Consider the following 25,576-nt stretch of genomic DNA (forward strand, 5'->3'; position numbering starts at 1 on the left):
GTTGATATTCATGCGAAAAATCGCTGAGATATTGTTTAAAGTGCTTCTGGTGGCTTTTCTTACATGCGGCACACTGCTTGTGCTGGGGCAGATTCTAGGCATCATACTGCAAAAGGGAGAGCTTATCATTCTCAGCGCTGAATGGTTTAAAAATCCCACGATCATCCTGAGCGCATTATTCAGCCTTGTGGGCTTCTCACTGAATTATTTGCCAAAAAGGAACGATGCAAAGGAGCAAGATAGCAGTATGTATGGAGGTTGAATCTGGTGGCCGTGCTTTCGGGGACGTTCACAGGCACGGAATAAAGACCTGAGTCACTATCTCAGGTCTTTAAGCTGTCCAAAGAGGAGACTCATTTGTCTTATTTCCTTACAAGTACTTTATCGATGATGCCATATTCCCTCGCTTCTTCAGCAGTCATGAAATAATCGCGGTCCGTATCTGCAGCAACCTTTTCAATTGGCTGTCCAGTGGATGCGGCTATCAATTGATTGATATGCCGACGTTGTCTCGTGATCCTACTTGCAGTGATTGCAATATCTGCTGCCTGCCCCCTTACTCCCCCGAGCGGCTGATGAATCATTATTTCACTATTCGGCAGTGCATACCTCTTGCCCGGTGTCCCCGCCAGCAATAGGAGTGCGCCGAAAGATGCTGCCATCCCCGTGCAAATCGTCTGGACATCCGGTTTGATATACTGCATCGTGTCAAGGATGGAAAAACCTGCCGATATCGAACCTCCAGGGCTGTTGATGTATAGCGAGATATCTTTTTCCTGATCATCTGCTGCTAAGAATAACAGCTGCGCAACAATGGCGCTGGCCATCGCGTCGTTGATTTCTTCACTGACCATGATGATTCGGTCCTTTAACAGTCTTGAATAAATATCGTAGGATCGTTCTCCCATATTCGATTGCTCCACTACATAAGGTATCGTATTCATATTCCACACTCTCCTTTTCATTCTTCATCATTGGAACGGATTGAGAGGCAAATACGATACGGGTAAAAAAATTGCAGCACTTCAGGCTGCGGCCATACAGAGATTTGAATTTTTCCCGAAGCTTGAGCTTGGAGCGTGAAACAAATCGGGAATAATCCGGATGAGCACAGCGGGATCTTCTCTTTGAAGCGAGATTCCGACAAACTCCAATACATCCTCTTGATTCAAATTCTCCCAGGAGCTTTGAACGAGTGGGTGGATGGTGTTGGATTGGATATTCAAGCGAGCCCGGTGCAGCAGTGCTTTCACAGCTGAATCATTCAAGTCGAGCAAATCTGCTATCTCCATGGTTTGAAAATGAAATGCTTCCTTCAAAGCAAACACGATCAACTGCTTCGGTGTCAGTTTTTTCAGCTTCTCCAGCTGCTGTTCTGCGTCTTTCTTTTCATCTGAAGCTGTCTCCCTGATTTCCGATACAAGCTCTTCTTTCTTCTGTTTGCGTATCCGATCGATCCAGGCGTGATAGGCAATCTTTTTCAACAGGCTTACAGGCGGAGGGAAGGAGTCTTTATATTTAATCAAACTTCTCAATACAGCTTCCTGCGTGATTTCATCACTATCCCATTTATTCTTCGTCAAGTACATGCAATAGTGTGACAGCTTATCCATCGTTTCCGCTAATTGTGTTTGGCGATCAACTTGCTCATGCTGCTCCATTATGTCATCACCCCTTTCTCACTTAAACGCCGTGATGCTGTATTTCGATATGGGTTTCTTTCTTTTTTTGAATGGATGGCACAGATTATTTATTTTTGCGTTTCCCTTTAACCATACCATCACCTTGGCTAATAGCAAACAGTCTCATGAACGTAGCTGCTGGTCTGCGTGCAGTCTCGGTCTTAAGACGGAGATAATCCCATCCCACAGATTGTTTGCTGTGTATTTCCAATTACTTATACTGGAGGTGACAAACGGAAGAGGGAAGGTTGGTAGAATGGAAGTTTCATCAAATAAATTGCAATTATCTCGAAATCGCAATTTCAGGCTTGTTTTCATAAGTATGCTGTTTTCTGCACCTGGCTATTATGTTTATTTCATGGGTGCCATAACCTCATCCTGTTATTGTTTAGTATCACTGAACAACATTTTCCTGGCCATGAGCTGAAAATATGCTGAGACGTCCCTTGCCTTCGATAGGGGATATGAACTAGAAGGACGATCCCCAAGATTGGTGCATTAAAATGCACCAGATAGGAAAATGATGCGAACTCATATTGTATAATGAAGTATGCATATGACAGCCATCTGTAGTATTCTTTTTCTATGAATATTTAACCTTTGTGAATTTCAGTTTTTGACATCTTTCCATGGAGGTGGATCATGGAACACGAAATTTTTTCTGTATTCTTGGGGATTGTGTTCATCGTGTTAGCTTATTTGGTGAATGTCAAAAAGATGGTCGGCATTCTGAGAGGGTATAATCAGCAGCGGATCCGAGACAAACAAAAATTCATCGATCTCGTCAGTCCGTTCTACTTGGTCAGCGGAGCCATCTTGATTTTAGTGCCTTTTATTTTCTCACCGGAATGGAGTATGGTTGCCATCCATTTAGTCATCATGGCTAATTTAATCCTGTTGATTTATGTGAATGTGAAGATGGTGGACAAGTAACTTCTTTCTTATTTTCTATAGCCGCTGCACGTTATTTGAGTTTGCAGCTTCATATAGTCATACATCAGCCGTGCATGTCTGCCTTCTTGTGTACGGGGATCAAGCAATGGACGAAGACGGTTCATAAATGCTTGATCACATTCACAGCGATTTCCGTTCCTTCTGTAGCAGATATCATGCTGTCTGCAGGCAGCGTCCACTCTATTGACGGGCGCACCTGGACCGCTGCAGCCCGGTCCGCACCAGTTATATCCTGGGAAAATACAAAAACGCGGCATATCGTCCCTCCTTCCGGTTTGAAAGTACTGATGGTCCAGCATATACACAATCCATCCATTGTGTATATGCTGTTATCCTATCCGAGGGACCTTATTTCTTAAGAGAGACAATCCTAATTTGTTGAATGATGCCGCATAGGGGGCATATCTGATATATACACTAAAAACGGTCAGTGGCTTACGATGCCTCTGGCCGTTCCTATTATATTATGACCATTCTTGTCATTTATCTGATATAGACCCTGCTTGAAACCTTTTGCGCGATGCTAAATCCTTCTTTTATCGTTCCATCCTTATTTATTTGCCATCTGTACCCGTGATAGCAGAGGACGATCATTATCCCATAATACGTTTACCGGGATCCCGAAAAATTCGGAAAGCCGTTCACTCGATATCATATCAGTCGTATCTCCAGATGCGAACACCTTGCCTTCCTTAAGCAAAAGTGTCTTATCGAAGGCAGGTGAAATCTCTTCGATATGATGGGTCACATAGATGATGGTAGGTGCATCTGGTTTATCACTGATCCTTTCGATGGAGTCCAGCAATGCTTCGCGTGCCAAAAAATCCAATCCATTGGCAGGTTCGTCCAGTATGAGGAGAGGAGGGTCGGCCATCATGGCCCGTGCAATCAAGACCCGCTGCCTTTCTCCGAGCGACAGCATTTCATAGCGGCGGTTCGCGTATTCGAAACAGCCGAGATCATATAGCAGCTGTGCGGCCCTTTGCCTTTCATCATCGGTAGGTGTCTCATAAAGACCGATGGAAGCGTAAGCACCGCTGAGTACGACTTCGAAAGCATTATCACTTGCATCGATTTTTTGCTGAAGGGATGAAGATACGTAACCGATTTGGATCCGCAGTTTTTCGGCTAGATAAGTGCGGCCGAATTCCATGCCCAAAACGCTCATATTTCCAGCTGTCGGGAAGCTGTACGCATTCAATAGATTCAGCAAAGATGTTTTGCCAGAGCCATTGAGACCGAACAATACCCAATTCTGTCCTTTTTCTATCTTCCAATCGAGATCCTGCAAGATCCAGTTTCCGTCTTTTTTCAAAGACACATTTTCTAATTCTATGATCATGGCCATTCCCTCCAATGACAAGTTACCTCTGAAATAATTTAATCAGACAAACGCCGATTTTTCAAAACATTTCAATAATTCGGATGGGAAGGTGCGCATCTACTGCTTTTTAAAAGGATACGTCGTCCATTCTGCCACTTCATTTTCTGTGACTTGGATCAGTGCCAGACGTATCATAGTTGCCGTAAATGGATGCAGTCTATCCTTTGCCAGCTGCTGGACAGCTGCATATTGCGTTTGACTCAGATAATTTGCAAGCGTGATGTGCGGGATCCAATTATCTGGAGTATAGAGCGGAGCAGGCATATGCAGGGCTGAAATTTTCCGCTGCAGCTGCATCAATGAAGTGCTTGGATTCGGCAGCAGCAGAAATGCATCCTTGCCCATAAAACTCCCGAACAGCTGAAAGCTTAAAGGAAGCGGGTCGTATTGCTTTGTGATTTGTTCCATGCCATATATCAGCTGGTTGTCGGCTTCATGGAATGAAGCAAAGGTGAGATGCGGTCTGTGTCCCTTTCGCCGAAAAGCATAATCGGTAATATCTTTCTCCAGCAGTTCTTCCCATAATGCTGTGATCGATTTTTCGGTGGAAGCATCAAAAAAACCTGCCAATGCGTACAACGTCATCCCTCCATGTATTGCTGTATATGTTCCAAATAAAGCCGCACGATATTGATATCACTAACCTTACTGAGCGTCCTGCTGCCGACTACATCTTCGATTTCATTGAACAGGAAGCCGCCATTCCCGTCGAAAAGAAAATCGATACCGACAAAGCCGAAATCATAATGATTGATGATACGTTGAACAAGCTGCAGCTCCTGCGTATTCAAAGAATAAAAAGCTGCGTTACCGCCAAGTGAATAATTAGCTCGAAAATCCTGTTCGCTGCTGCGAAGGACAGCTGCTATGACGTTTTTGCCTATCACAAAAACACGTACATCCTTTCCGGAAGTGGGAGCCAGCTCCTGCATTACAATCGGATGATTGCCGTACTGCTGCTGTAATGCTTGGTACTGGTCTTCCGTTTCGACCAAGTGCACTTCTTTGCCCCCGCGCCCATGTGCTGATTTCCAGACAAAGGGGAATGCAAGCGGCGCCTGGAGTAGAGGAGTGTGTGTCTGAAAATACATGTCCACCATGGGGATTTCCAGTTTGGCAAGCTCCATATGTGTCTTGATCTTATCGTTTGCCAATGCGGCCGTCTCCGCATTATTGAAACAGACGATTCCAGCCTGCTCCAGCTGTGCAGTCAATAAAGGGTCGATTGTCCGTACTATGGCAAAGTCGGCGTTTTTCCTATGTATCCTTACTTGTCCTTGTTCAAGGCCCACTTGCAGCTCATCTGTGTAGACGAGCTGCAGGTCGATGGCGAGCCGCTTGCTTTCTGTAAGGAACCAATCAATGAAAGCGGCGTTTCGTTTCGCATCCGTACGATGATAAATCAGCCAGCCAATCATGACAGCACTTCCTTTATGTAGGAAATGATCGATGCAGATACATCCACACCAGTGCAGTCATAGATAGAACGGATATGTGCATTTGAATTCACTTCGCACACAAGCGGTTCTCCTTCCGGTCCAAATAAAAGATCCACCCCTGCAAAATCGGTTCCGACTGCAGCTGCAGCTGCAATAGCCAATTCGGACTCTTTTTTGGTTGGGGTATACTGCTCCATACTTCCCCCTCGGGATACATTTGCCCGAAAATCAGTTTCGGAGGAGCGAATCATCGAGGCAACAATCCGGCCGCCGACAACATTTATCCGAATATCCCTGCCGTGGCTTGTTTGGATATATTCCTGCAGGACGAACGGATCGGTTCCTATTTCGGTGATTTTCCGGTGCAATTGTTCTCTGTTTCGGATCAGATATACTTGTTCGCCGAATGAGCCGAAAGCTTCCTTGACAATCATCGGAAAGCCAAGCTCTGTAATGGCAGGATCGAACATCTCCAGCTGCATCGGCATTGTGCCTGGGAATATTTTCGGTGCGATTATCGTCTTGGGAATCCTTATCCCCGCCTCTGACAGGGCCTGGTACATAAGGATCTTATTGTCACAGACAGCAATCGATTTACTTGAGTTGAAAAGCGGGATTCCCATTGATTCAAACTGCTGGGCGAGCGGAATATCTTTGTCGCTGAATACGACGAAGTCCGGCAATGCTTGCTCATCTTTCAGCAGATTGCTGTCAGTTCCGACCATTGCCAGCAATGCATTATTTTTAATGATTTTCATTTCGATGGCGTGGGCATGGGCAGCACGTTGAATCCATTCAGCGAAATCGAGAAATTTCTTGCCGCCAAGATGACCGTTATAAATGACCCAGCCAAGTTTCGGTGTAGCCATAATCGAATTTCCTTTCCTTAGGTGATGCGCAACAAATGAAGAAATTATTTCTATAGTGGCAGCACAAACTAGTTTGATATAATTATCAATTATACATGGAAGGAGATGCTTTATGTTTGCAAACATGACACAAGCAGAAGCTTTTTTGGCAAGCCGCAGACATCTTGGCATCAAACCGGGACTGCATCGGGTGCAGCAGCTGCTGCAGGCATCAGGCAATCCCGAACGTCGGATGAAAAGCATACATATTGCCGGGACGAATGGAAAAGGATCGACATCCGCCTATCTTGCCCAGGCATTGACATATAACGGCTGGAAAACAGGGAGTTTCATTTCCCCGACTCCCGGAGGATTCCTGGAAAGCATCCAAGTGGATGGAAAATGGATGACAGAAGAGGAATTCATCGCTGCAGCAAATCGCCTTTTACCTGTGATAGCAGAGATGGACAAAGCAAAGGATCATCCGAGTGAGTTTGAAATTCACGTGTGTATCGCGTTTGGCCATCTTGCCGAGCACACAGATATTTCTGTGATCGAAGCCGGCATGGGAGGACGGGGGGATGCCACGAATGTCTTGCAGCCCATTCTTAGTATCATTACCAATATCGGACTTGACCATCAGCGCTTTTTGGGAGATACGATTACAGCCATTGCCGAGGAAAAGGCAGGCATCATCAAACCAGGAGCCCCAGTCATAAGCGCAGTAACCCAGGTGGAAGCAAGAGCAGTATTGGAGCGGCAAGCAGAAACCGCAGCTGTACCCATTACCTGGGTCGAGGAACAGGATGCTGATCAGTTGGAAATCAATCCGAAAATGATAGGATCTCATCAAAAGATAAATGCAGCGGTTGCAGTACAAGCCTGCCATGTACTTCAGGAACTGGGGATGAAGCTTGAAAACGGTAAAGTGAAGAAAGCAATCAGCCAAGCGCAGCTTCCGGGGCGGTTCGAGGTAATGGATGAGGACCCAAAAATCATCCTGGATGGGGCTCATAATGCAGAAGGGATGGCTGCATTCATCCAAACGGTTGAAGAAAACTACCCGGATGCCAACATTCAGGTTTTATTCAGCGCTTTTCGGGACAAGCCTTTTGAACAGATGATTCAACAGTTGAAAGAGATAACCATGAATATCTCCCTGACAACTTTTGAACATACGAGAGCCGTGGATATGGAGACTTTGATGAGGTCATTTCCGACAGTGCATACCATTCCTGATTGGAAGGAGTGGATGGACCAGGTATATCGGCATGGCCGATCCGATACGGTTTATTTTGTTACCGGCTCCTTGCATTTCATCTACCAAGTCAGAGAGTATATTGTGAAAAATAGAAAAACATGGTAGTTTAAATTATCTGAATCTTTTATGTGTACGGCAGATAGGAAGGAAGAAGCTAGATGGTGAACAGCAGCAAGAAACGATGGATATGGGCGGCTTGGGCCATCATTTGGCCTGCTTCCTTATACTTCCTCTATCAACGGGCGAATTTCGATGAGCTGAAATGGCTTGATCTAAGTGCTTTTACCGCCCTGGCAATCATTGTGGCGCTGTTTCCGATCATGGTCAACCAGATTCCCGTCTTTTTCTTGAATGGTATCGCGCTTGTCATCTATCTGAACTTTGGTTTGTTTGTGGAGCTGATCATCACGACATGCAGTGTGACCATTGTTTTGCTGCAAGTACGCATGACTCGGAAAGACTTGTTCCGCATCCCATTGAATTATTTGATGTTCCTCCTGATGAGCGTCTCGGCAGCAGGAGTATACAGACTGTTTGATCTGCCGGGAAGCGCTGCTCATGCCTTGGAGACGCCGATGCATATCGTTGGCGTCCTTCCATACTCATTGACACTCTTTATGATGAATCACCTTTTGATCACGCTGACCAGAAGATATATTTACGATAAGAGGGACAAGATATTCGAGCGAAGCTTTTTCTGGGAATTCATGACGACCTTTTACATACTGCCAGCTGCACTCCTCCTGCATTTGCTTTACCATCAGATTGGCTGGATTGCGGTTATTTTCATCGGCTTTTCGATAGCAAGTACGTCTTATATCTTACGGCTTTATTATGGAAGCCGCAGCATGAATGAACATTTGCGCCTTGTCAGTGAAATAGGGCATGAGCTGACGGGTCAGCTGAATGTGAAGGAAACGTTGGATCTTTTCATGAAACGGATCGTAGCACTTGTGCCGGTAGACCAAGCCTACTTGTATGACGTAACGGATAGCCGGAAGCTTAAGCTGATCCGGCTTTATGATCCGAAAAAGCGTTCCTTTTACCAGCAAGGAGATAGCAAGGAAATAGGAGAGGGTATTGCCGGTTCAGTCTGTATGAAAGGAAATGGCGTCCGTTATGGAAAACGGAAGCAGTGGATAGATAAATGGAATAGAACAGCACCCCCTCACAGTGAAAGCCTGATGTGCCTGCCGATTGAAAGGGACAATCAGATCATCGGCATCCTGGTCCTGCTTTCCGAGCAGCGCAATATCTATGAAAAATACCAATTCATGCTTGTCGATTTACTGGCAAACTTCATGGCTGCAAGCTTGCTGAATGCTTATCATTATGAACAGACCAAGGATAGCAGCGAACGATGTCCATTAACAGGCTTATATAATTACGGGTACTTTGACAATGCACTCAAAGGGCTTTTCCTGGGGAGCGGGCGGGCAAATCCGATATCCTTGATCATGATGGATTTGGATCATTTCAAGCAGATCAACGATACCTATGGACATGAAGCAGGGAATGATATCCTGCGGGGAGTGGCGGACAGATTACGCAAGATTGCGGGGGAGGAAGCGATACTGGCGCGGTATGGAGGAGAGGAATTTGCCGTCATCTTGCCTGATTGCGGTAGCTCCCAAGCAGCAGCAATCGCTGAGACCATACGTGAAAGTATCACGGCTCAGCCATTCGAAACGAAGCATACATTGGACAGTGGGCAGCAAGTGGCACTGAATGTGACAGTAAGCATTGGTGTCGCATCTTATCCGGAAAACAGTGAAGATGCCCTGGAACTTGTACGGCATGCCGACCGGGCCATGTATGTCGGTGCCAAACAGAAAGGCCGGAACCGTGTGAGTATTTACAATAAATTGAAACAGGCACCAGAAGACATTCCTTCGTAAAAGGAATGTTTTTTAATAAATAATTGCTTGACGTAACAAAGTGATTAATATATAGTTACTTACATAAAGTAACTTAATGATTAAACACCACTGAGGAGGAACAAACATGGCAGTTTTTAAATTGGATAAAGCACACAGCGGTATCTCATTCACAGTCAAACATATGATGGTTTCCAAAGCGAAGGGGAAATTCGAAGACTTCGATGTACAATTCAGCGGGGATTTGAATGATTTGGAAAATGCATCCGTGACAGTAACCATTCAATCCGCTACTGTCAACACTGGCAACGCAGATCGCGACGGTCACTTGCAATCCGGAGATTTCTTCGATGCAGCGAACCATCCTGCCATGACATTCAAAAGCAAATCCGTAAAAAAAGTATCCGATGATGAATTGGAAATCACTGGAGACTTCACGATCAAGGATGTAACTAAAGAAGAAACATTCAAAGTGGAATACAATGGCACATCCAAAAACCCAATGGATGGCAGCACAATTGCCGGCTTCGAAGTCGAAGGAAAAATCAACCGCGAAGCATACGGCCTGACTTACAATGCAGCCCTTGAAACAGGCGGTGTATTGATCGGGAAAGATGTCAAATTCACGGCTGACTTTGAGTTTGTGGTAGAGTAAGAAAGGAATATAGGAAGGGCCTGCCCTGGCTGTGGCAGGTCCTTTTTTGTATCTTCATCGTTATTGGAGGATCAAATAGGAGGTGGGTGGAAATTAACTTGCAAAATTTTGGTGTGTGGGGGAGAATAAAAGCATTCCGGTTGAAGGATCTCCGCTTCCGGATATCGAAATCTCGCAGAAATATTTCCTTGTGATAGATTTCTATATTTCCTTAAGTAAGGAGCTAATGTATGTCGATTTACCTGCTGCTTTATTTCCTCATACTAGGCAATGTTCTTGGATCGTTTTGCAATGTCATCGGAATGCGTGTCCCGGAAAAGAAAATGTTCCACTCGGAGCGTTCCTGCTGTCCGAACTGCAAGCATCGAATCAAGGCGTATGACCTGATTCCGGTTGTCTCCTACATGGTGCTGGGTGGGAAATGCCGTCATTGTCAGCAGAAGATTTCCTTGCTTTATCCATTCACAGAGCTTGTGACCGGGCTGTTATTCGGATACAGCTATTTGGTGATTGGACTGCAGTGGGAGTTGATCACAGCTTTTGTACTGATTTCAATGGCAGCAATCCTGTTCGTGACGGATATGCGTTTCATGCTCCTCCCCAATAAGATTTTGATGTTTTTCCTTCCCCTTTTCCTCATCTTCCGCATCATCACTCCATTAGAGCCATGGTGGGATCTGATCGTTGGATCCGTTTTGGCGTTTGTCCTGCTTTTTTTCGTCATTCTATTCAGCCGGGGCGGTATGGGAGGCGGGGATTTGAAGTTGTTTGTCCTGCTCGGTATGGTACTTGGCTGGAAGGGAGTATTGCTTACGTTCTTCCTCTCTACCATAATCGGAGCCGCTATCAGTCTGCTCTTGCTATCGGCGAAGATTCTGAAGCGGAAACAAGCAATCCCGTTTGGTCCGTACATTTTGTTGGGCGCTCTCATCACCTATTTCCACGGTGATGCAATGCTTGGCTGGTATACCGATTCATTCTTTTGAATGAGCCTGTCCAATAAGGAGGGTATATCACATAATCCTGCGATTACAAGGTGATGGCAAGATCCTGACAAAAGCCATGGAAAATAGCTATATTGCAACGATATCTTTACGGGTATTTTATAATCCTGCTTCTTAATTCGTAGAAAAGCGTGTTTGATGGGTCCTTCCTGTCGAACACTCTTTTTTTGTCTCGACACCATTTCTCTTACTTCTATTTCCGGCTGTGCTAGAGTTAGGCCTATCAATGATAAAAGAGGTGCCAGGATGGAAGAGAAAAAGCGACTTTCTGTCAAGATCGGCGGCAAGAAGCAGAAGAAGCAACACCAGCAGTCAAAAGAAGAGATGATTGGTGAGGGAAGCTACACACTTTATGACGAAGAAGCGGCTGCCACTGTCGAGAAGGATGTACCGGTACTGGATCAGCTGAATGAAAAGAAAAACGGGAAGAATGGAGTGACATTATCTCCTTTAGCCAAAAAGCTGGCAGCGGCTGCCCTTGGAGCAGCCTTGATCGGCATCGTACTGGGATTCTTGCTGCTCCGTTATACAGCTGGTATGGAATCGGGTACAAGTAGTGTGGCTGCTCCGGTGGCAACGAAGGAGGCTGCAGCCAATGCTGGGGCGTTTAATGATCTCACTGCTTATGTGGTGCAAGGCGGCGTTTATAATCAGGAGGATGTAGGCCAGGATGTGGTACAGAAATACACGGATGCCGGAATTCCAGCTGTACTGTGGGAAAAGAATGGTCAATTCTTCCTTTTGACGGGGATGGCTGGATCAAAAGAGGAGGCGGAAACACTTGGCACCCAGCTGCAGGCCCAAGGCTATGAAAGCTATGTAAAGCAATGGGATCCAGGTGTTGAGACAGGCAGCAGTGCTTGGCTGGACGAGCTTGCTGTACTGATTGCAGCGGGTGATAATCAGGATCCGGCTCTTTGGAAAGCTTGGCAGGAGAAAATCCCGGCAGAAGCAGCCAATGTCAAAACAGCATCGGATGAAGCTGTAGCCGCGATGGAGCAAGGTGCTTTCACCACCAGCATGCTGCTGCCCGTTTGGCATGAAGCCAGTCTTACTGCCGAGGGGCAATGAAAACTGACTAGCTTATCATTGTTTGGGAATTTGCATTATTCGACCTGATTTTTCCGTAATGTGAAGGGGAGTATCCATAAAATCATTATTTGCCAATTTGAATGGCAAGCCGTCTTCCGTTAAGCTTCTCATAACCTGTCGCCACACAGGAATCCGAGTCAGAAGGAAGGCGGTTTTTTATTGCAAACAGGAATGACGATAAAATCGGTGCCGAAGGAAGATCGACCTCGGGAAAGACTGCTGGAGCTTGGGGCTGCCCATTTGTCCAATGCGGAGTTATTTGCGATCCTGCTAGGGAGCGGGACAAGGGATGAGTCTGTCACGTTGCTTGCTCAGCGGCTTTTGATGCATTTTGAAGGTCTGCAGCTTCTGCGGGATGCGACAATCGAAGAGCTGACTGCCATTAAAGGAATAGGTACGGCCAAGGGAGTGCTGATTTTGGCTGCCATCGAACTCGGGCAGCGCCTGCATCGATACAAACCGGCAGAACGATATACTGTTCGAAGCCCCAAGGATGGAGCGGATTATGTAATGGAAGAAATGCGTAATCTGCGTCAGGAGCATTTTGTCGTACTATTCCTCAATACGAAGAATCATATCATCCACCGTCAGACAATCTTCATTGGCAGCCTCAACGCTTCCATCGTCCACCCCCGGGAGATATTCCGTGAAGCGGTCCGTCGCTCTGCTGCATCCATCATTTGTGCGCATAACCATCCGTCCGGTGATCCTTCTCCATCACAGGAAGATATCCTTGTCACCAAGCGCTTGCAGGAATGCGGCAAGATGATTGGCATCGAGCTTTTGGATCACCTTGTCATCGGTGACCGTAAGTTTATTTCCCTAAAGGAAAAAGGATACTTGTAATCACTATCTATTTTTTTAGTTTTCTCGTATAATTGATACTAGCTTTGTAGATAAGCGCCTAGCATGGTACAACTTACTAGCTGGCGCTTCTTCTGATGGTATGCTTTAATACCTTACTACTATGTCTGGTGGATAGGTTTCTGCTATGATAAAGTACAACATAATGAGACAATATATGAAAAGTATGCATTGCTGACAAGCAGCTTTGCTGAGACGAACGGACTCGGAAAAGGAGAATTAATTGTGGCGAAATTCAGTTTTTCACAAGACCTAGGTATCGACCTGGGTACAGCAAATACATTGGTTTTTGTAAAAGGAAAAGGCGTAGTCGTCCGTGAGCCTTCTGTCGTGGCGACAAATGTGGAAACTGGTCAGGTGGAAGCAGTAGGCGGCGACGCAAGAAATATGATCGGCAGGACACCGGGGAATATCCGTGTCATCCGTCCGATGAAGGATGGTGTCATCGCGGATTATGATACAACGGCAACGATGATGAAATATTATATCAAGCAGGCGCAGCGCAATCGTTCTTCGTTTGCGAAAAAGCCGAACGTCATGGTATGTGTGCCATCCGGCATCACGATGGTAGAGGAGCGTGCTGTCATCGATGCGACGAAACAGGCAGGGGCCAAGGATGCTTTCCCTATCGCCGAGCCTTTCGCGGCAGCTATCGGTGCCGGTCTGCCGGTATGGGAGCCGACAGGGAGTATGATCGTTGATATCGGCGGCGGTACGACAGAGGTTGCCATCATCAGTTTGGGCGGTATCGTAACGAGCCAGTCCATCCGGACAGCAGGGGATGATATGGATGAAGCGATCAGCCAATACATCCGTAAAACATACAATCTGATGATCGGGGAACGCTCCGCTGAACAATTGAAGATGGATCTGGGTCATGCTGGCATACCGGAAACGGACGAAGATACGGAAATTCGCGGCCGCGATCTGCTGACTGGACTGCCGAAGACCATCAGTGTGAGTGCGAAGGAGATTTCCGGGGCATTGCAGGATACAGTAAGTGCAATCGTGGATGCCGTGAAGCTCACATTGGAAAAAACACCGCCTGAGCTGGCCGCGGACATCATGGATCGCGGTATCGTCCTTTCTGGTGGAGGTGCACTGCTTCGCAATTTGGACAGCGTCATCAGTGAAGAAACGAAAATGCCGGTTTTCGTAGCGGAAAACCCGCTTGATAGTGTTGCCATCGGTACTGGTAAGTCACTGGAATTCATCGAGCATTTCCGTTCCCATCCACATGTATTTTCCAAAGCTACTAAAAATTGAGTTGGGTGAGTTATGAATTTCTTTAAGAAAAAACGGATGTTCCTGTTCCTGATTGCGATCATCATCCTGGTCGGATTGATCGGCTTTTCAACCAGGGATCGGAGCAGCCAGACATTACCAGAACAATTGATCAGCGATACCGTAGGGTTCGTGCAGAATATCTTCTCCAAGCCTGCACAGTTCACCTCTACGGTAATGACGAATATCAAAGACTTGAAGAATACTTACGAAGAAAATCAGGTGCTGAAATCGAAAGTGGACGATTATAAAGGCCTGCTCTTCCGTTATCAGGAATTGGAGAAGCAGTATGATGAATTGGAGAAATCCAATGAAGCCTTTAATCAATACACATCGATGGACTATGATCCGATTCCTGCCGATGTCATCGTGCGCAGTCCAGAAGGATGGTTCGATCAGCTCACGATCGATAAGGGTTCCGACGATGGTATCGAAGCGAATATGGCTGTCATGACAGCCAGCGGCATGGTCGGCAAGATTGAAGATGTCAGCCGCAGCACTGCTTCCGTACAATTATTGAGCGGATTCAATGAAACAAACCGGATTTCTGCCCAGATCTCCGGAGGGGAAAACAAAGACGGAGAAAAGCAAGATACGATTTTCGGTTTGATCGAAGGCTACGATGAAAAGGACGGCATGCTCCTGTTCACGGGCGTGAAGCCGGAATTGGAGATCAAAGAAGGCTCGCTTGTGACATCATCCGGACTTGGCGGTGTATTCCCTAAAGGCCTTCCGATCGGGGAAGTGGATTCCGTAGAGCTTGACCAATATGGCTTGTCGCAGACAGTCCACGTAAAACCGACAGCTGATCTGTATGATATCGATAAAGTCATCGTCGTCGATGCGGCGTCCGAGAAAGCCTCTTCCGGCAATGGAGATGAGGGGCTGTAATGAAAAAATTGTATCTGCCGCTCATCATGCTCCTGATCGTGTCGCTTGAGGGTGTGGCCACTGCTCTGCTGCCCAAGCAGTTCATTGGCGGTGACACATGGCTGATTCCGCATTGGAGTCTTTTATTCCTTGTGCTGATCGCGATGCTTTATGATTTGGATAACACGTATTACAGCTTGTTATATGCGATCATCTTCGGTTTGCTGAAGGATATCGTATATACGGATATGCTGGGTGTTTATATGTTCACTTATGGCTTCAGCATCTACTTGATACTGGAACTTCGCAGAGTGCTGCATGGCAATATCTTTGTGGCTGCACTGCTGGGGGTGCTATCGATCGTTTTTGCCGATGCCATCGGCTATCTTATCTATCATCTTATCGGCATCACACCGATCGGATTCGGTGCTTATTTAGTGCAGCGTCTTTTGCCGACGCTTGGTGCCAACCTTATCATGCTTGTAATCTTGTATCTGATTTTCCAAAAACCTCTGCAGAAATGGTCCGATTCGCAGCTCAGAAGAACGACTAGCTTATAGAGAAGAAAATCAGACGACGAACGGAGGTGACCATCTTGATTGGAAACAAACAGATCATCACGATCAAAGGTACCCGGGAAGGGCTGACCTTGCATATGGATGATGCCTGTTCTTTCGAGGAATTGCTGAAGGAATTGGAAGAGAAGCTTGAAGCAAATCGCATTGATTCTGCTGATCATCTTGTCAGTGTACATATTCAGTTAGGCAACAGATATCTGTACGAAGAGCAGGAGGAAACCCTCCGTCAGATGATTACCAGTAAACAGCGCCTTCGGGTCGAATCGATCCATTCTGATGTCATTACGAAGAAAAAGGCTAATGAATGGAAGGAAGAGGCTGAGGTGAAAGCGATCAGCCGCGTCGTCCGTTCCGGTCAGGTACTGGAAGTGAAGGGGGATTTGCTGCTGCTTGGCGATGTGAATCCAGGTGGCTGTGTGACAGCTACAGGGAATATTTTTGTCATGGGGAATCTGCTTGGAATTGCGCATGCTGGAAAGGATGGCAACGCTGATGCTGTCATCGCTGCTTCCTATATGAATCCGACGCAGCTTCGTATAGCGGATTATATCAGCCGTGCCCCTGATCATGAGACGGATGGTGTTTATATGGAATGCGGACACATCGATGAGGAAGAGAAAAAGATCATCATCGATCGTTTGCAGGCAGTGATTCGCAAACGTCCGGGCATCAGCAGTTTCGAGAGGAGAATGTTAAATGGGTGAAGCAATCGTTATTACATCCGGTAAGGGAGGAGTAGGGAAGACGACTACTTCGGCCAATCTGGGAACAGCGCTTGCACTGATGGAGAAAAAAGTCTGTTTGATTGATACGGATATCGGTCTTCGGAATCTGGATGTTGTGATGGGACTTGAAAATCGCATCATTTATGACATCATCGATGTAATTGTCGGCAGATGCTCGCTGAAGCAAGCATTGATCAAAGACAAGCGTTTCGATCATCTATACTTACTGCCAGCTGCCCAAACTAGTGATAAATCGGATTTGACACCAGAGGGAATGGAGAAAATCGTAGCCGAGCTGAAGCCGGAATTCGATTACATTCTTATCGACTGTCCAGCCGGTATCGAGCAGGGTTATAAGAATGCTGTAGCAGGAGCGGATAAAGCGATCGTCGTCACCACACCGGAGAAACCGAGTGTACGTGATGCAGATCGCATTATCGGCTTGCTGGAGCAGGAGGATATCGAATCGCCTAAACTGATCGTCAACCGGATCCGCAATCATATGGTACAGGAAGGCGACATGCTGGAAGTGGATGAAATAGTCCAAGTACTGTCGATCGACTTGCTTGGTATCGTGGCCGATGATGATGAAGTGATCAAAGCTTCCAATCACGGGGAACCAGTCGCTTTCCATCCAAATACCAAGGCAAGTATTGCGTATCGTAACATCGCGCGGCGGATTTTGGGAGAGTCGGTACCGCTTATGAGCTTTGAAAGTGAAAAAGGCATGTTCAGCCGATTGAAAAAGCTTTTTTCCAAAAGTAAATGAACTTATAATGAACTCGTAGCTCTTGTCGGAGTTGCGGGTTTTTTTTGTCATTACACACAAGGGGAATGTACAACATGACATGGGATATTTTCAGTATCATTGGCACAGCTGCTTTCGCCATCAGTGGTGCCCTCGTCGCCATGGATGAGAAATATGATGTATTCGGCGTTTATATTTTGGGTTTTGTGACAGCATTTGGCGGAGGGGCCATCCGTAATTTGCTGATTGGCTTGCCTGTCTCTTATTTATGGTCCCAAACGACATTATTCTATATATCTTTCCTATCGATTACCGTCATCCTGATTTTTCCTAAATGGGTCAGCTATTCATGGAAAAAGTCGGGCTTGTATGCCGATGCAATCGGCTTGGCGGCATTTGCCATCCAGGGCGCACTGCATGCTGCCAGTTTGAATCATAGTCTGCTGGCAATCATGGTTGCAGCCTTTTTGACCGGGAGCGGAGGCGGTATTTTGCGGGATGTGCTGGCTGGCAGGAAACCATATGTCTTCAAAGCCGAAATCTATGGAAGCTGGGCTGCGTTGGCCGGTCTTGTCATCGGCCTTGGTGCTGCCGATCATCCCATCTTGCTTTATGGATTGTTTGCAGTCATCATCTTCCTGCGTATCTATTCCTTCCACCGGAAATGGCAGCTGCCGGTACCGAAGATGCATTATCAATAAGGATCAGCATAAAGAACGGGTTTCTGCATGTCAGACAGCATCGTTTCCTATTGTCGGCAGTGCCGAAATGATGGAAGCCTCCCTTGATTCAAAGGGAGGCTTTTTTCGCTTGTTTTAATAACTTGTCCGCTTCCTTCATAGACTTGTACAAAGAAGGAGAGAGGGAGGGGTTCGTTATGGGAAAGAATCTGCATACGGTACGAAAAGGGATAGCTGAGCGTAAGCGGCGGAAGGGGGAACAGATCCAAAAAGGCATGGCGGATACAGTCAGATCATTTACAGTCGATGAGGAGGAATCACATGGATTCCCATCGAGTCCAAAATATGATCCGCCAAGTCCACAGGATAACTCGAAGTTCGCTTCCCGGTTCATGTTCAGGCTGATCCTCTCTGCAAGTCTGTTTTTTGGTACGGCTATTTATTTACAGGCGAACCATCCATTTATAGAGAAGACAAAGGGGACCGTGCTCACTGCTCTGACAGAGGAGTTTCCCTTCGCGACCGTCAATAGCTGGTATCAGGAACGTTTCGGTGATCCGGTGGCACTGAGCCCGGGTTCAGATGGCGATGCTGCAGCTGAGGGGCAGGCAATGCCGGTGAATGGGACTGTCGTGCAGCCGTTCGAAGAATCAAAGGAGGGTATCTTGATTGAATCGGAGCGGCAGACTGATGTAGTGGCAGTCGATGAAGGAATCGTCATTTTCGCAGGAAATGATAAAGAAACAGGAAAGACCATCATCCTGCAGCATGCGGATAAGAGCAAAAGTATCTATGGCCATCTGGATGCCATCGAGGTGAATCAATACCAGCGGATCGACACTAATGAAAAAATCGGTGAATTCGTGCCGAATGAGCAAAATGCCCAATCTGTCTATTTTGCAATCCAGCAGGGAAATAAGTATTTGAACCCGATGCAGGAGACACCAGTTGACGCGCCGTAACTGGCTCCCGCCTATTCACCTGCACCCGGTTTTCTGGGGATTTCTGCTCATTGGGGTATTTACCGGCATGCTCATGGAAGTGCTGGTTTTGTTCGTGATCGTCCTGCTGCATGAATTAGGGCATTTTTTGGCAGCGCGTCATTTTCGCTGGCGTATCCGCCGCATCATGTTATGGGTATTTGGCGGTGTGATGGAAACCGATGAACAAGGAAACCGGCGGGCCATGGAAGAGGCGGTCGTCATCCTGGCTGGACCGGCTGTTCATCTTGTTTTGTATGGCGTTATGTACGGGCTTACTGCCACATCCGTCCCTGAAGCTGTCCTGGAAACAGCCATGATGTACAATACGACCATATTGCTGTTCAACCTGCTGCCGATCTGGCCGCTGGATGGCGGCAAGCTGATCGGATTGATTCTTTCCATGCAGCTGCCCTACCGGAAGGCGCATACTGTCCTTATCCTCATCAGCTGGATGATCGGAGCAGCTGCACTTCTTTATGTTTGCATGGCAATGCCTTTTACATTGAGTACCGTCGGTCTTCTTTGTTTTCTAATGTGGGAAAATCGGCTAGAATGGAAACGACGTTATTATGTGTTTTTGCGTTTCCTGCTGCAGCGTGCTACTTACGGGCCGATAAGCGGAATCAGCACCCCGATTTTTGCAGCGTCGGACACGGCTCTTCTTGATGTGCTCTCCCAATACAGGAGGAACAGACGGCATTTGATAGTCGTGAAAGAGAAAAATGCTATCCTGGATGAACAGCAGTGCAGTGATATGTATTTCAAAAGGAAACATGCACATTGTACGGTGGGGGATATCCTGCGACAAAATAGACAGTGAGGAAAACGATGCTATCATTATATATACTATGTAAAGGGACAGAAAAAGTGGCTTTGACAGTGAAGCGCGGACAGGTGCAAGAGGTCTTTCTTGAGAGGCCAGGTATGGGTTCGAAAGTCGGGAGCATCTATAAAGGAATTGTCCGGCATGTCGATCAGGGATTGCAAGCGGCATTCGTCGACTTTGGAGACGAGCGGCAAGGGTTCCTGCAGCGGCAGGAAGTCCCGGCATGCAAACAAGATCCATCACTTCGCATCGAGCAGGCGGTTCGCGAAGGACAAACACTTTTTGTACAGGTTCAAAAAGATGCATTTGGGACAAAAGGGGCAAAGCTTTCAGCCAATATAACCATCCCCGGTGATGCGCTTGTTTATCTGCCGGACGGAAACTATGTGGCTGTCTCCAAAAAATTGCCGGAGGAGCAGGCGCGGAAATGGAAGGCGCAAATGCCGGGCCTGTTAATGCCAGGTGAAGGGGTCATCGTGCGGACGGAAGCAGATAGACTAACAGAAGAGGCATTATTGGAAGAACTGGAACATCTGCGGACAAAGTGGCATACGTTATCGGGTGATGATGCTCGGGCCCCTGCGGAAATCTTCCGTGATGCGCTTATTCCGGATCAGCTGCTCCGCCGGATGTCAGCCGGTGCTTTAAGTGAAATAGTGGTGGATGACGGTTTCCACGCGAGGCTGCTCCGAGGACAGTTTCCGGAATACGCCGGGAAAGTCAGATGGGAACGGGATGCTGCTGCGCTCCTTCCCCAGCCGCTGTCTTTGCTTTGGGAGCAGCTTATTTCACCGGTTGTCAGCATTGACAGAGGAATCACGCTGCATATCGATCAAACGGAAGCGATGACAGTCATCGATGTGAATAGTGCCGGTTATACAGGGCACTCGGATAAGCATCAAACAGCCGTCATGGTCAATCAGCTGGCAGCAAAGGCAATTGCCCGGGAAATTCGATTGCGCAACTTATCCGGGATCATCCTGATCGATTTTGTATCCATGAAAAGGCAGGATCAGCAGCGGGCTGTCCTGCAAACATTCCGTCAGGCACTCCAGCAGGATTCCCAGCGGACGGAGGTCCATGGATTCACGAAGCTGGGCATATTGGAAATGTCGAGGAAGCGAGAGCGCCCTTCCTTGATGGAGCAGCTGCAAGCTCCGATCAGCAGGAGCCTTTCCTTTGAGACACAATGCTTCCAGCTGGAGCGGGAAATCAGCAGCCTCTCAGCAGATAGGGCATATGTCCTCTCAGGCAAGAAGGAACATATCAAGCAATTCCTACACCTGACAAACTGCAGTCAGGCCCATGCAAATGTGTTTGCGAGATTTACGGATGCCGAGGGGCTATCCTTGACAGAATCAGACTGGGATTCTGTGAAAAGAGATGGGCTGCAGAGCCTTGACAATCTTTTTTGATGTATGATAACATCAGTATGTTACACGAGGTTAGCACCCGTGCTACAACCGCTCAGATCAGGTCAGAAGCCTATGGCGCCTGTGATGGCGAGTCTGAGTCATAGAGGAGGTGCGTTATGTACGCAATTATTGAAACTGGTGGTAAGCAAGTTAAAGTAACAGAAGGACAAACTATCTACGTTGAGAAATTGGACGCAGAAAACGGTGCGGAAGTTACTTTTGACAAAGTATTGGTAGTTGGCGGCGACGATGTGAAAATCGGTGCTCCATTCGTTGAAGGTGCGACGGTTACTGCAACTGTTGAAAAACAAGGCCGCGCTAAAAAGATCAACGTGATCAAATTCAAAGCGAAGAAAAACTACAAACGCAAACAAGGCCATCGTCAACCATACACTAAATTGACAATCGGCAAAATCAACGCGTAAGGCGAACCATGATTACTGTTACAATAAACCGTGTTGAGGAGGATATTCATAGTTTCGAGCTTAGCGGACATGCGGAAAGCGGCCCTTATGGCTACGATCTTGTATGTGCAGCTGTTTCGGCAGTTAGCTTCGGAGCGGTGAATGGCCTTTTCGTTCTCGGTGAGTTTGAGCCGGAAGTTGAGCAGGGCGGCGACGGAGGGTATCTGAAAGTGGTACTTCCCGATAACTTGTCCGAGGAGCAGCTTGATAAAGCGTCTCTTCTGCTGGAAGCTATGCTCGTCTCGCTCCAAACGATTGAACAGGACTATGGGAAGCATATAAGAATCATCGAACAATAAGGAGGTGCACCACTATGCTACGTCTAGATTTACAGTTTTTCGCATCCAAAAAGGGTGTTGGTAGCTCCAAAAACGGACGTGACTCTGAATCCAAGCGCCTAGGTGCTAAACGTGCCGACGGTCAGTTTGTTACTGGCGGATCTATCCTTTACCGTCAACGCGGTACAAAAATCTACCCAGGTACAAACGTTGGAAAAGGAGGCGACGACACTTTGTTCTCTAAAATCGACGGTGTTGTCAAATTCGAACGCTACGGCCGTAACCGTAAGAAGGTCAGCGTATATCCGGTAGCTCAAGAAGCTTAATGTTTGCCAGAGAGACTCTAGCCTTCGGGTTAGGGTCTTTTTTTCTAACCCACATCTAATTGCACCACATATTGTTTATGAAGAAGAGTTGCCCTCTCGACTGCTTCTTCTTAAAGGAGGAATACAGTTGGAATACCATGAAGTGATGACGCTGTTAGGATATACACGCCATGAATGGATGAATCGGCTCCAACTCCTACATAGCTATTCCAAATTAGGCAAGGATGAAAAGGTACAGGAAAAAATCGAGGAATCGATTCGTTTGGCGGATGAGGAACGTAAGCTCTCCAATTTGAATATCCCGGAGACTTTCGTTTGGATCCTTTCTTTCAATTGGACCTACACCCAGTTCCGGATTAAATTCCAAGTGGATGAGTCCATACCGAAGATTTGGGAATATGACAGGAAGATCCGAGAAAACTTAGAAGCAGTTGTGGATGCACTAAGCGACAGCGCGCAGAAGATGGAATTGTATGAAGGGTTGCTCCATGTCAAGACAAGGGAAGGCGAGCCAGTCATCGAGCTGACGTTTTCGGGGGCGTTCACAGGCTGGGATAATCTGCAGATGATCGGCCAGAAGGACTATGTACTGGAAGTGAAGATCGAATCATTACCAGAGAAGAAATCACGCTGTACCATCGTACTGACGTGTAATTGATGAGGTGAAACTATGTTTGTAGATCAGGTCAAGGTATTTGTGAAAGCAGGCGACGGAGGCAATGGCCTAGTCGCTTATCGTAGAGAGAAGTATGTTCCGCTCGGAGGTCCTGCAGGCGGCGACGGAGGTAATGGCGGGGATGTCATTTTCAAAGTCGACGAAGGTTTGAACACGTTGATGGATTTCCGCTATCAGCGTCACTTCAAAGCAAAACGCGGTGAAAATGGAATGAGTAAAGGGCAGCATGGGAAAAATGCAGAGCCGCTCATTTTGCCTGTGCCGCCGGGTACGCTGGTTCGCGATGAAGATAGCGGGGAATTGATAGCGGATTTGACGAAACACGGACAGGAAGCGGTCATTGCAAAAGGGGGCCGCGGAGGCCGCGGGAATTCACGCTTTGCCACACCGCGCAACCCTGCGCCCGACTTTGCGGAGAATGGCGAACCCGGCGTGGAGCGTAATTTGCAGATCGAGCTGAAATTGATTGCCGATGTCGGACTAGTCGGCTTCCCTAGTGTGGGGAAATCCACATTCATATCCGTTGTAAGTGCCGCCAAGCCAAAGATAGCGGATTATCACTTCACGACGCTTGCACCGAATCTGGGTGTGGTGGAGACGAAAGATCAGCGCAGCTTCGTATTGGCTGACTTACCAGGATTGATCGAGGGAGCGCATGAAGGAATCGGGCTTGGTCACCAGTTCCTGCGTCATGTCGAGCGGACTCGTGTCATTGTTCATGTGATTGACATGGCATCGACAGAAGGCCGGGATCCGTACGATGATTACGTGACGATCAATAAAGAGCTCCAGGAATATAATGAAGATCTGCCAGCGCGTCCGCAGATCATCATCGCCAACAAAATGGATATTCCGGAAGCGGAAGAGAATTTGGCTGTGTTCAAAGAGAAAATACCGGAGGGAATCGATGTATTTCCGATATCCGCCATCACCCGAGATGGACTTCAGGACGTATTATATGCCATTGCGGACAAGCTGGATGAGATACCAAAAATCGAAAAACCGGTAGAAGAACAAACAGAGCGTGTCGTCTATCGTTTCGAAGAATCAGAGAAGCCATTCGAAATCACGCGTGATCCAGATGGTGCATTCGTATTGTACGGAGAACCAATCGAGAAGCTATTCAAGATGACGGACTTCAACCGCGATGAGGCTGCCAGACGTTTTGCCAGACAGCTGCGCGGTATGGGCGTGGATGAAGCGCTGCGCAAGCGGGGAGCGAAAGATGGCGATACCATTCGCCTGCTGGAATACGAATTTGAATTTGTAGATTGATTTTGTATGAGCCAAGGTGGGGAGAGTATGGCAGAGAAGGAAGAGCAATTTTATCTTGTGCGCAGTGATGTACTGCCGGAATCGATGAAAAAGACATTGCAGGCAAAGGAGTTGCTGGAGCGCAAAAAGGTTGCTTCAGTTTTCGATGCTGTGCAGCAGGTCGATCTTTCCCGCAGTGTGTTCTATAAATATCGGGATGCGGTGTTCCCATTCCGGGCTATGGTGAAGCAGCGGATGATCACGCTCTTTTTCCATTTGGAGGACCGGACAGGGACGCTTTCAGAGCTATTGGCCATCGTGGCACGGTCAGGCGGCAATATCCTGACGATTCACCAGACGATTCCCTTGCAAGGAAGAGCCAATGTGACCATATCATTGAATACGTCGGGCATGCATACGGATATCCAGTCATTGCTGGATGAGCTTCGTGCATTGGAATACGTAGATAAAGTGGAGATTTTGAGTTCGGAAGCTTAGGCAAGGGAGCAGAGGAATATGAAGATCAGTTATCTAGGACCAAAGGGAACATTCACGAAAATGGCAGTCGATGCCTTGTTCCCTGATGAAGAAGCTTATAGCTATGCGACGATCCCGCAATGTATGGATGCTGTCGCAAATGGGGAAATGGATTATTGTGTCGTCCCAGTCGAAAATACGATCGAGGGTACAGTGCCGATTACAATGGATTATCTGATCCATCAAGTGCAATTGCCGATTATTGGGGAGATTGTCATCCCGATACGGCAGCATTTATTGACGAACAAGAAGCTGGAGCTTCGTGACATAGAAACAGTGTATTCTCATAGTCATGCGATTGCACAATGCCATCAGTTCCTGCATACACAGCTTCCACAAGCAGCAACCCATGCAACTTCTTCCACAGGGACCGCAGCTGAGATGGTTGCCGGTATGGAAGAGCCTGCAGCTGCCATCGGTAATGAACTGGCTGCCAAAGAATTCGGTCTGACGATTCTGCAAGAAGACATCCATGATTATGCAAATAATCATACACGCTTCTTCGTTTTGGCGAGGCCAGAAGCCAACATCCCAGAGACAATCAGTACTGGGAATCAAAGAAAAACATCTTTGTATGTAACGCTTCCTCACGACTACGCAGGAGCCCTGCATCAAGTATTGGCAGCTTTTGCGTGGCGGAAGATCAATATGTCGAAAATTGAATCCAGACCAATGAAAACCGGTCTTGGTAATTATTTCTTCATAATGGATGTGACTTGTGAAGCAGAAGATATTCTTTTCCAAGGCGTCCAGCAGGAAATTGCAGCATTAGGCTGCAGTCTTACGGTACTTGGAAGCTACCCGATTCATCAGTATAAGGAAAAAGCCGGCGCGAAATCATGACGTGCCGGCTTTTTCTATTTCAACCTTTT

The 25,576-nt window shown here is 47.1% G+C and carries 31 protein-coding genes and 1 other annotated feature; of the genes, 24 read left to right on the forward strand and 7 right to left on the reverse strand.

Going from position 1 to position 25,576, the window contains the following annotated elements:
- Window positions 1-10: 10 nt before the first annotated feature.
- Entirely contained in the window at window positions 11-262 is a 252-nt protein-coding gene (locus MHI54_RS15170; protein WP_095215554.1) for a hypothetical protein, read from the forward strand.
- A gap of 100 nt (window positions 263-362) precedes the next feature.
- Here the strand turns inward: MHI54_RS15170 and clpP are convergent, their stop codons facing one another.
- Both clpP and MHI54_RS15180 read right to left on the reverse strand, forming a co-directional pair.
- Entirely contained in the window at window positions 363-944 is a 582-nt protein-coding gene (gene clpP, locus MHI54_RS15175) for an ATP-dependent Clp endopeptidase proteolytic subunit ClpP (protein WP_095215553.1), read from the reverse strand.
- An 81-nt stretch (window positions 945-1,025) separates the two neighbouring features.
- A complete protein-coding gene (locus MHI54_RS15180) occupies window positions 1,026-1,661 on the reverse strand; it encodes a sigma factor-like helix-turn-helix DNA-binding protein (protein ID WP_095215552.1) in 636 nt (211 codons plus the stop codon).
- 663 nt (window positions 1,662-2,324) lie between these two features.
- Here MHI54_RS15180 and MHI54_RS15185 point away from each other — a divergent pair.
- On the forward strand, window positions 2,325-2,615 hold the full coding sequence (locus MHI54_RS15185; protein ID WP_095215551.1) for a DUF3784 domain-containing protein: 291 nt from the start codon (window positions 2,325-2,327) through the stop codon (window positions 2,613-2,615).
- Window positions 2,616-2,623: 8 nt separating this feature from the next.
- Here MHI54_RS15185 and MHI54_RS15190 read toward each other — a convergent pair whose 3' ends face one another.
- The 5 genes from MHI54_RS15190 to MHI54_RS15210 all read right to left on the reverse strand — a co-directional run bounded on the left by MHI54_RS15190 (window position 2,624) and on the right by MHI54_RS15210 (window position 6,328).
- On the reverse strand, window positions 2,624-2,893 hold the full coding sequence (locus tag MHI54_RS15190) for a phospholipase (RefSeq protein WP_095215550.1): 270 nt from the start codon (window positions 2,891-2,893) through the stop codon (window positions 2,624-2,626).
- Between the two features lie 293 nt (window positions 2,894-3,186).
- Window positions 3,187-3,978 (reverse strand): ABC transporter ATP-binding protein, encoded by a 792-nt coding sequence (locus MHI54_RS15195; RefSeq protein WP_340081987.1) that lies wholly within the window; start codon window positions 3,976-3,978, stop codon window positions 3,187-3,189.
- A 99-nt stretch (window positions 3,979-4,077) separates the two neighbouring features.
- Complete coding sequence (locus tag MHI54_RS15200) at window positions 4,078-4,599, reverse strand: 2'-5' RNA ligase family protein (RefSeq protein WP_340081988.1); 522 nt, start codon at window positions 4,597-4,599, stop codon at window positions 4,078-4,080.
- Window positions 4,600-4,601: 2 nt separating this feature from the next.
- A complete protein-coding gene (locus tag MHI54_RS15205; RefSeq protein WP_340081989.1) occupies window positions 4,602-5,438 on the reverse strand; it encodes an ATP-grasp domain-containing protein in 837 nt (278 codons plus the stop codon).
- On the reverse strand, window positions 5,435-6,328 hold the full coding sequence (locus MHI54_RS15210; RefSeq protein ID WP_340081990.1) for a RimK family alpha-L-glutamate ligase: 894 nt from the start codon (window positions 6,326-6,328) through the stop codon (window positions 5,435-5,437). Before MHI54_RS15210 ends, MHI54_RS15205 begins: the two co-directional genes overlap by 4 nt.
- A 112-nt stretch (window positions 6,329-6,440) precedes the next feature.
- Here MHI54_RS15210 and MHI54_RS15215 point away from each other — a divergent pair, with 112 nt between their 5' ends.
- From MHI54_RS15215 to pheA, 22 genes are all read left to right on the forward strand, one after another.
- On the forward strand, window positions 6,441-7,673 hold the full coding sequence (locus tag MHI54_RS15215) for a folylpolyglutamate synthase/dihydrofolate synthase family protein (RefSeq protein ID WP_095215545.1): 1,233 nt from the start codon (window positions 6,441-6,443) through the stop codon (window positions 7,671-7,673).
- A 53-nt stretch (window positions 7,674-7,726) separates the two neighbouring features.
- Window positions 7,727-9,466, forward strand: coding sequence for a sensor domain-containing diguanylate cyclase (locus MHI54_RS15220; protein WP_340081991.1), 1,740 nt, complete (start codon window positions 7,727-7,729; stop codon window positions 9,464-9,466).
- Window positions 9,467-9,572: 106 nt separating this feature from the next.
- The gene (locus MHI54_RS15225) at window positions 9,573-10,100 is read left to right on the forward strand and encodes a YceI family protein (protein WP_095215543.1); all 528 of its coding nucleotides are present in this window, start codon (window positions 9,573-9,575) and stop codon (window positions 10,098-10,100) included.
- Window positions 10,101-10,330: 230 nt separating this feature from the next.
- Window positions 10,331-11,086, forward strand: a complete 756-nt coding sequence (locus MHI54_RS15230) for an A24 family peptidase (RefSeq protein ID WP_340081992.1) — start codon at window positions 10,331-10,333, stop codon at window positions 11,084-11,086.
- Between the two features lie 264 nt (window positions 11,087-11,350).
- Entirely contained in the window at window positions 11,351-12,175 is an 825-nt protein-coding gene (locus MHI54_RS15235; protein ID WP_340081993.1) for a hypothetical protein, read from the forward strand.
- A gap of 192 nt (window positions 12,176-12,367) precedes the next feature.
- The gene (gene radC / locus MHI54_RS15240) at window positions 12,368-13,042 is read left to right on the forward strand and encodes a DNA repair protein RadC (protein ID WP_095215570.1); all 675 of its coding nucleotides are present in this window, start codon (window positions 12,368-12,370) and stop codon (window positions 13,040-13,042) included.
- A 243-nt stretch (window positions 13,043-13,285) separates the two neighbouring features.
- Window positions 13,286-14,326: a rod shape-determining protein gene (locus MHI54_RS15245; RefSeq protein ID WP_095215540.1), complete on the forward strand. Its 1,041-nt coding sequence runs from the start codon at window positions 13,286-13,288 to the stop codon at window positions 14,324-14,326.
- 12 nt (window positions 14,327-14,338) lie between these two features.
- Window positions 14,339-15,235 (forward strand): rod shape-determining protein MreC, encoded by an 897-nt coding sequence (mreC, locus tag MHI54_RS15250; RefSeq protein WP_095215539.1) that lies wholly within the window; start codon window positions 14,339-14,341, stop codon window positions 15,233-15,235.
- The gene (gene mreD / locus MHI54_RS15255) at window positions 15,235-15,774 is read left to right on the forward strand and encodes a rod shape-determining protein MreD (RefSeq protein ID WP_095215538.1); all 540 of its coding nucleotides are present in this window, start codon (window positions 15,235-15,237) and stop codon (window positions 15,772-15,774) included. Before mreC ends, mreD begins: the two co-directional genes overlap by 1 nt.
- Window positions 15,775-15,809: 35 nt before the next feature.
- Window positions 15,810-16,496 carry a septum site-determining protein MinC gene (minC, locus tag MHI54_RS15260; protein ID WP_095215537.1) on the forward strand — a complete coding sequence of 229 codons (687 nt, stop codon included), beginning with the start codon at window positions 15,810-15,812 and terminating at the stop codon, window positions 16,494-16,496.
- Entirely contained in the window at window positions 16,489-17,286 is a 798-nt protein-coding gene (gene minD, locus MHI54_RS15265; protein WP_095215536.1) for a septum site-determining protein MinD, read from the forward strand. The genes minC and minD overlap by 8 nt, the downstream gene beginning before the upstream one ends.
- A gap of 74 nt (window positions 17,287-17,360) precedes the next feature.
- Window positions 17,361-17,966 (forward strand): trimeric intracellular cation channel family protein, encoded by a 606-nt coding sequence (locus tag MHI54_RS15270; RefSeq protein WP_095215535.1) that lies wholly within the window; start codon window positions 17,361-17,363, stop codon window positions 17,964-17,966.
- Between the two features lie 176 nt (window positions 17,967-18,142).
- A complete protein-coding gene (locus MHI54_RS15275) occupies window positions 18,143-18,907 on the forward strand; it encodes a M23 family metallopeptidase (protein ID WP_340081994.1) in 765 nt (254 codons plus the stop codon).
- Window positions 18,894-19,748, forward strand: a complete 855-nt coding sequence (locus MHI54_RS15280; RefSeq protein WP_095215533.1) for a site-2 protease family protein — start codon at window positions 18,894-18,896, stop codon at window positions 19,746-19,748. The genes MHI54_RS15275 and MHI54_RS15280 overlap by 14 nt, the downstream gene beginning before the upstream one ends.
- Window positions 19,749-19,756: 8 nt before the next feature.
- Window positions 19,757-21,169, forward strand: a complete 1,413-nt coding sequence (locus MHI54_RS15285; RefSeq protein WP_340081995.1) for a ribonuclease E/G — start codon at window positions 19,757-19,759, stop codon at window positions 21,167-21,169.
- Between the two features lie 36 nt (window positions 21,170-21,205).
- Window positions 21,206-21,274 (forward strand) — a sequence feature (ribosomal protein L21 leader region).
- A gap of 11 nt (window positions 21,275-21,285) precedes the next feature.
- The gene (gene rplU, locus MHI54_RS15290) at window positions 21,286-21,594 is read left to right on the forward strand and encodes a 50S ribosomal protein L21 (RefSeq protein WP_095215531.1); all 309 of its coding nucleotides are present in this window, start codon (window positions 21,286-21,288) and stop codon (window positions 21,592-21,594) included.
- Between the two features lie 8 nt (window positions 21,595-21,602).
- Window positions 21,603-21,932 carry a ribosomal-processing cysteine protease Prp gene (locus MHI54_RS15295; RefSeq protein ID WP_095215530.1) on the forward strand — a complete coding sequence of 110 codons (330 nt, stop codon included), beginning with the start codon at window positions 21,603-21,605 and terminating at the stop codon, window positions 21,930-21,932.
- Window positions 21,933-21,946: 14 nt separating this feature from the next.
- The gene (rpmA, locus tag MHI54_RS15300; RefSeq protein ID WP_038561650.1) at window positions 21,947-22,237 is read left to right on the forward strand and encodes a 50S ribosomal protein L27; all 291 of its coding nucleotides are present in this window, start codon (window positions 21,947-21,949) and stop codon (window positions 22,235-22,237) included.
- A 127-nt stretch (window positions 22,238-22,364) separates the two neighbouring features.
- Window positions 22,365-22,895, forward strand: coding sequence for a Spo0B domain-containing protein (locus tag MHI54_RS15305; RefSeq protein ID WP_340081996.1), 531 nt, complete (start codon window positions 22,365-22,367; stop codon window positions 22,893-22,895).
- 12 nt (window positions 22,896-22,907) lie between these two features.
- The gene (gene obgE, locus MHI54_RS15310) at window positions 22,908-24,188 is read left to right on the forward strand and encodes a GTPase ObgE (protein ID WP_095215528.1); all 1,281 of its coding nucleotides are present in this window, start codon (window positions 22,908-22,910) and stop codon (window positions 24,186-24,188) included.
- Between the two features lie 27 nt (window positions 24,189-24,215).
- Window positions 24,216-24,665 (forward strand): ACT domain-containing protein, encoded by a 450-nt coding sequence (locus MHI54_RS15315; RefSeq protein ID WP_095215527.1) that lies wholly within the window; start codon window positions 24,216-24,218, stop codon window positions 24,663-24,665.
- Between the two features lie 18 nt (window positions 24,666-24,683).
- Entirely contained in the window at window positions 24,684-25,547 is an 864-nt protein-coding gene (gene pheA, locus MHI54_RS15320; RefSeq protein WP_095215526.1) for a prephenate dehydratase, read from the forward strand.
- The last annotated feature ends 29 nt before the right edge of the window (window positions 25,548-25,576 follow it).

It is taken from the genome of Terribacillus sp. FSL K6-0262, assembly GCF_037977385.1.
GTDB lineage: Bacteria > Bacillota > Bacilli > Bacillales > Amphibacillaceae > Terribacillus.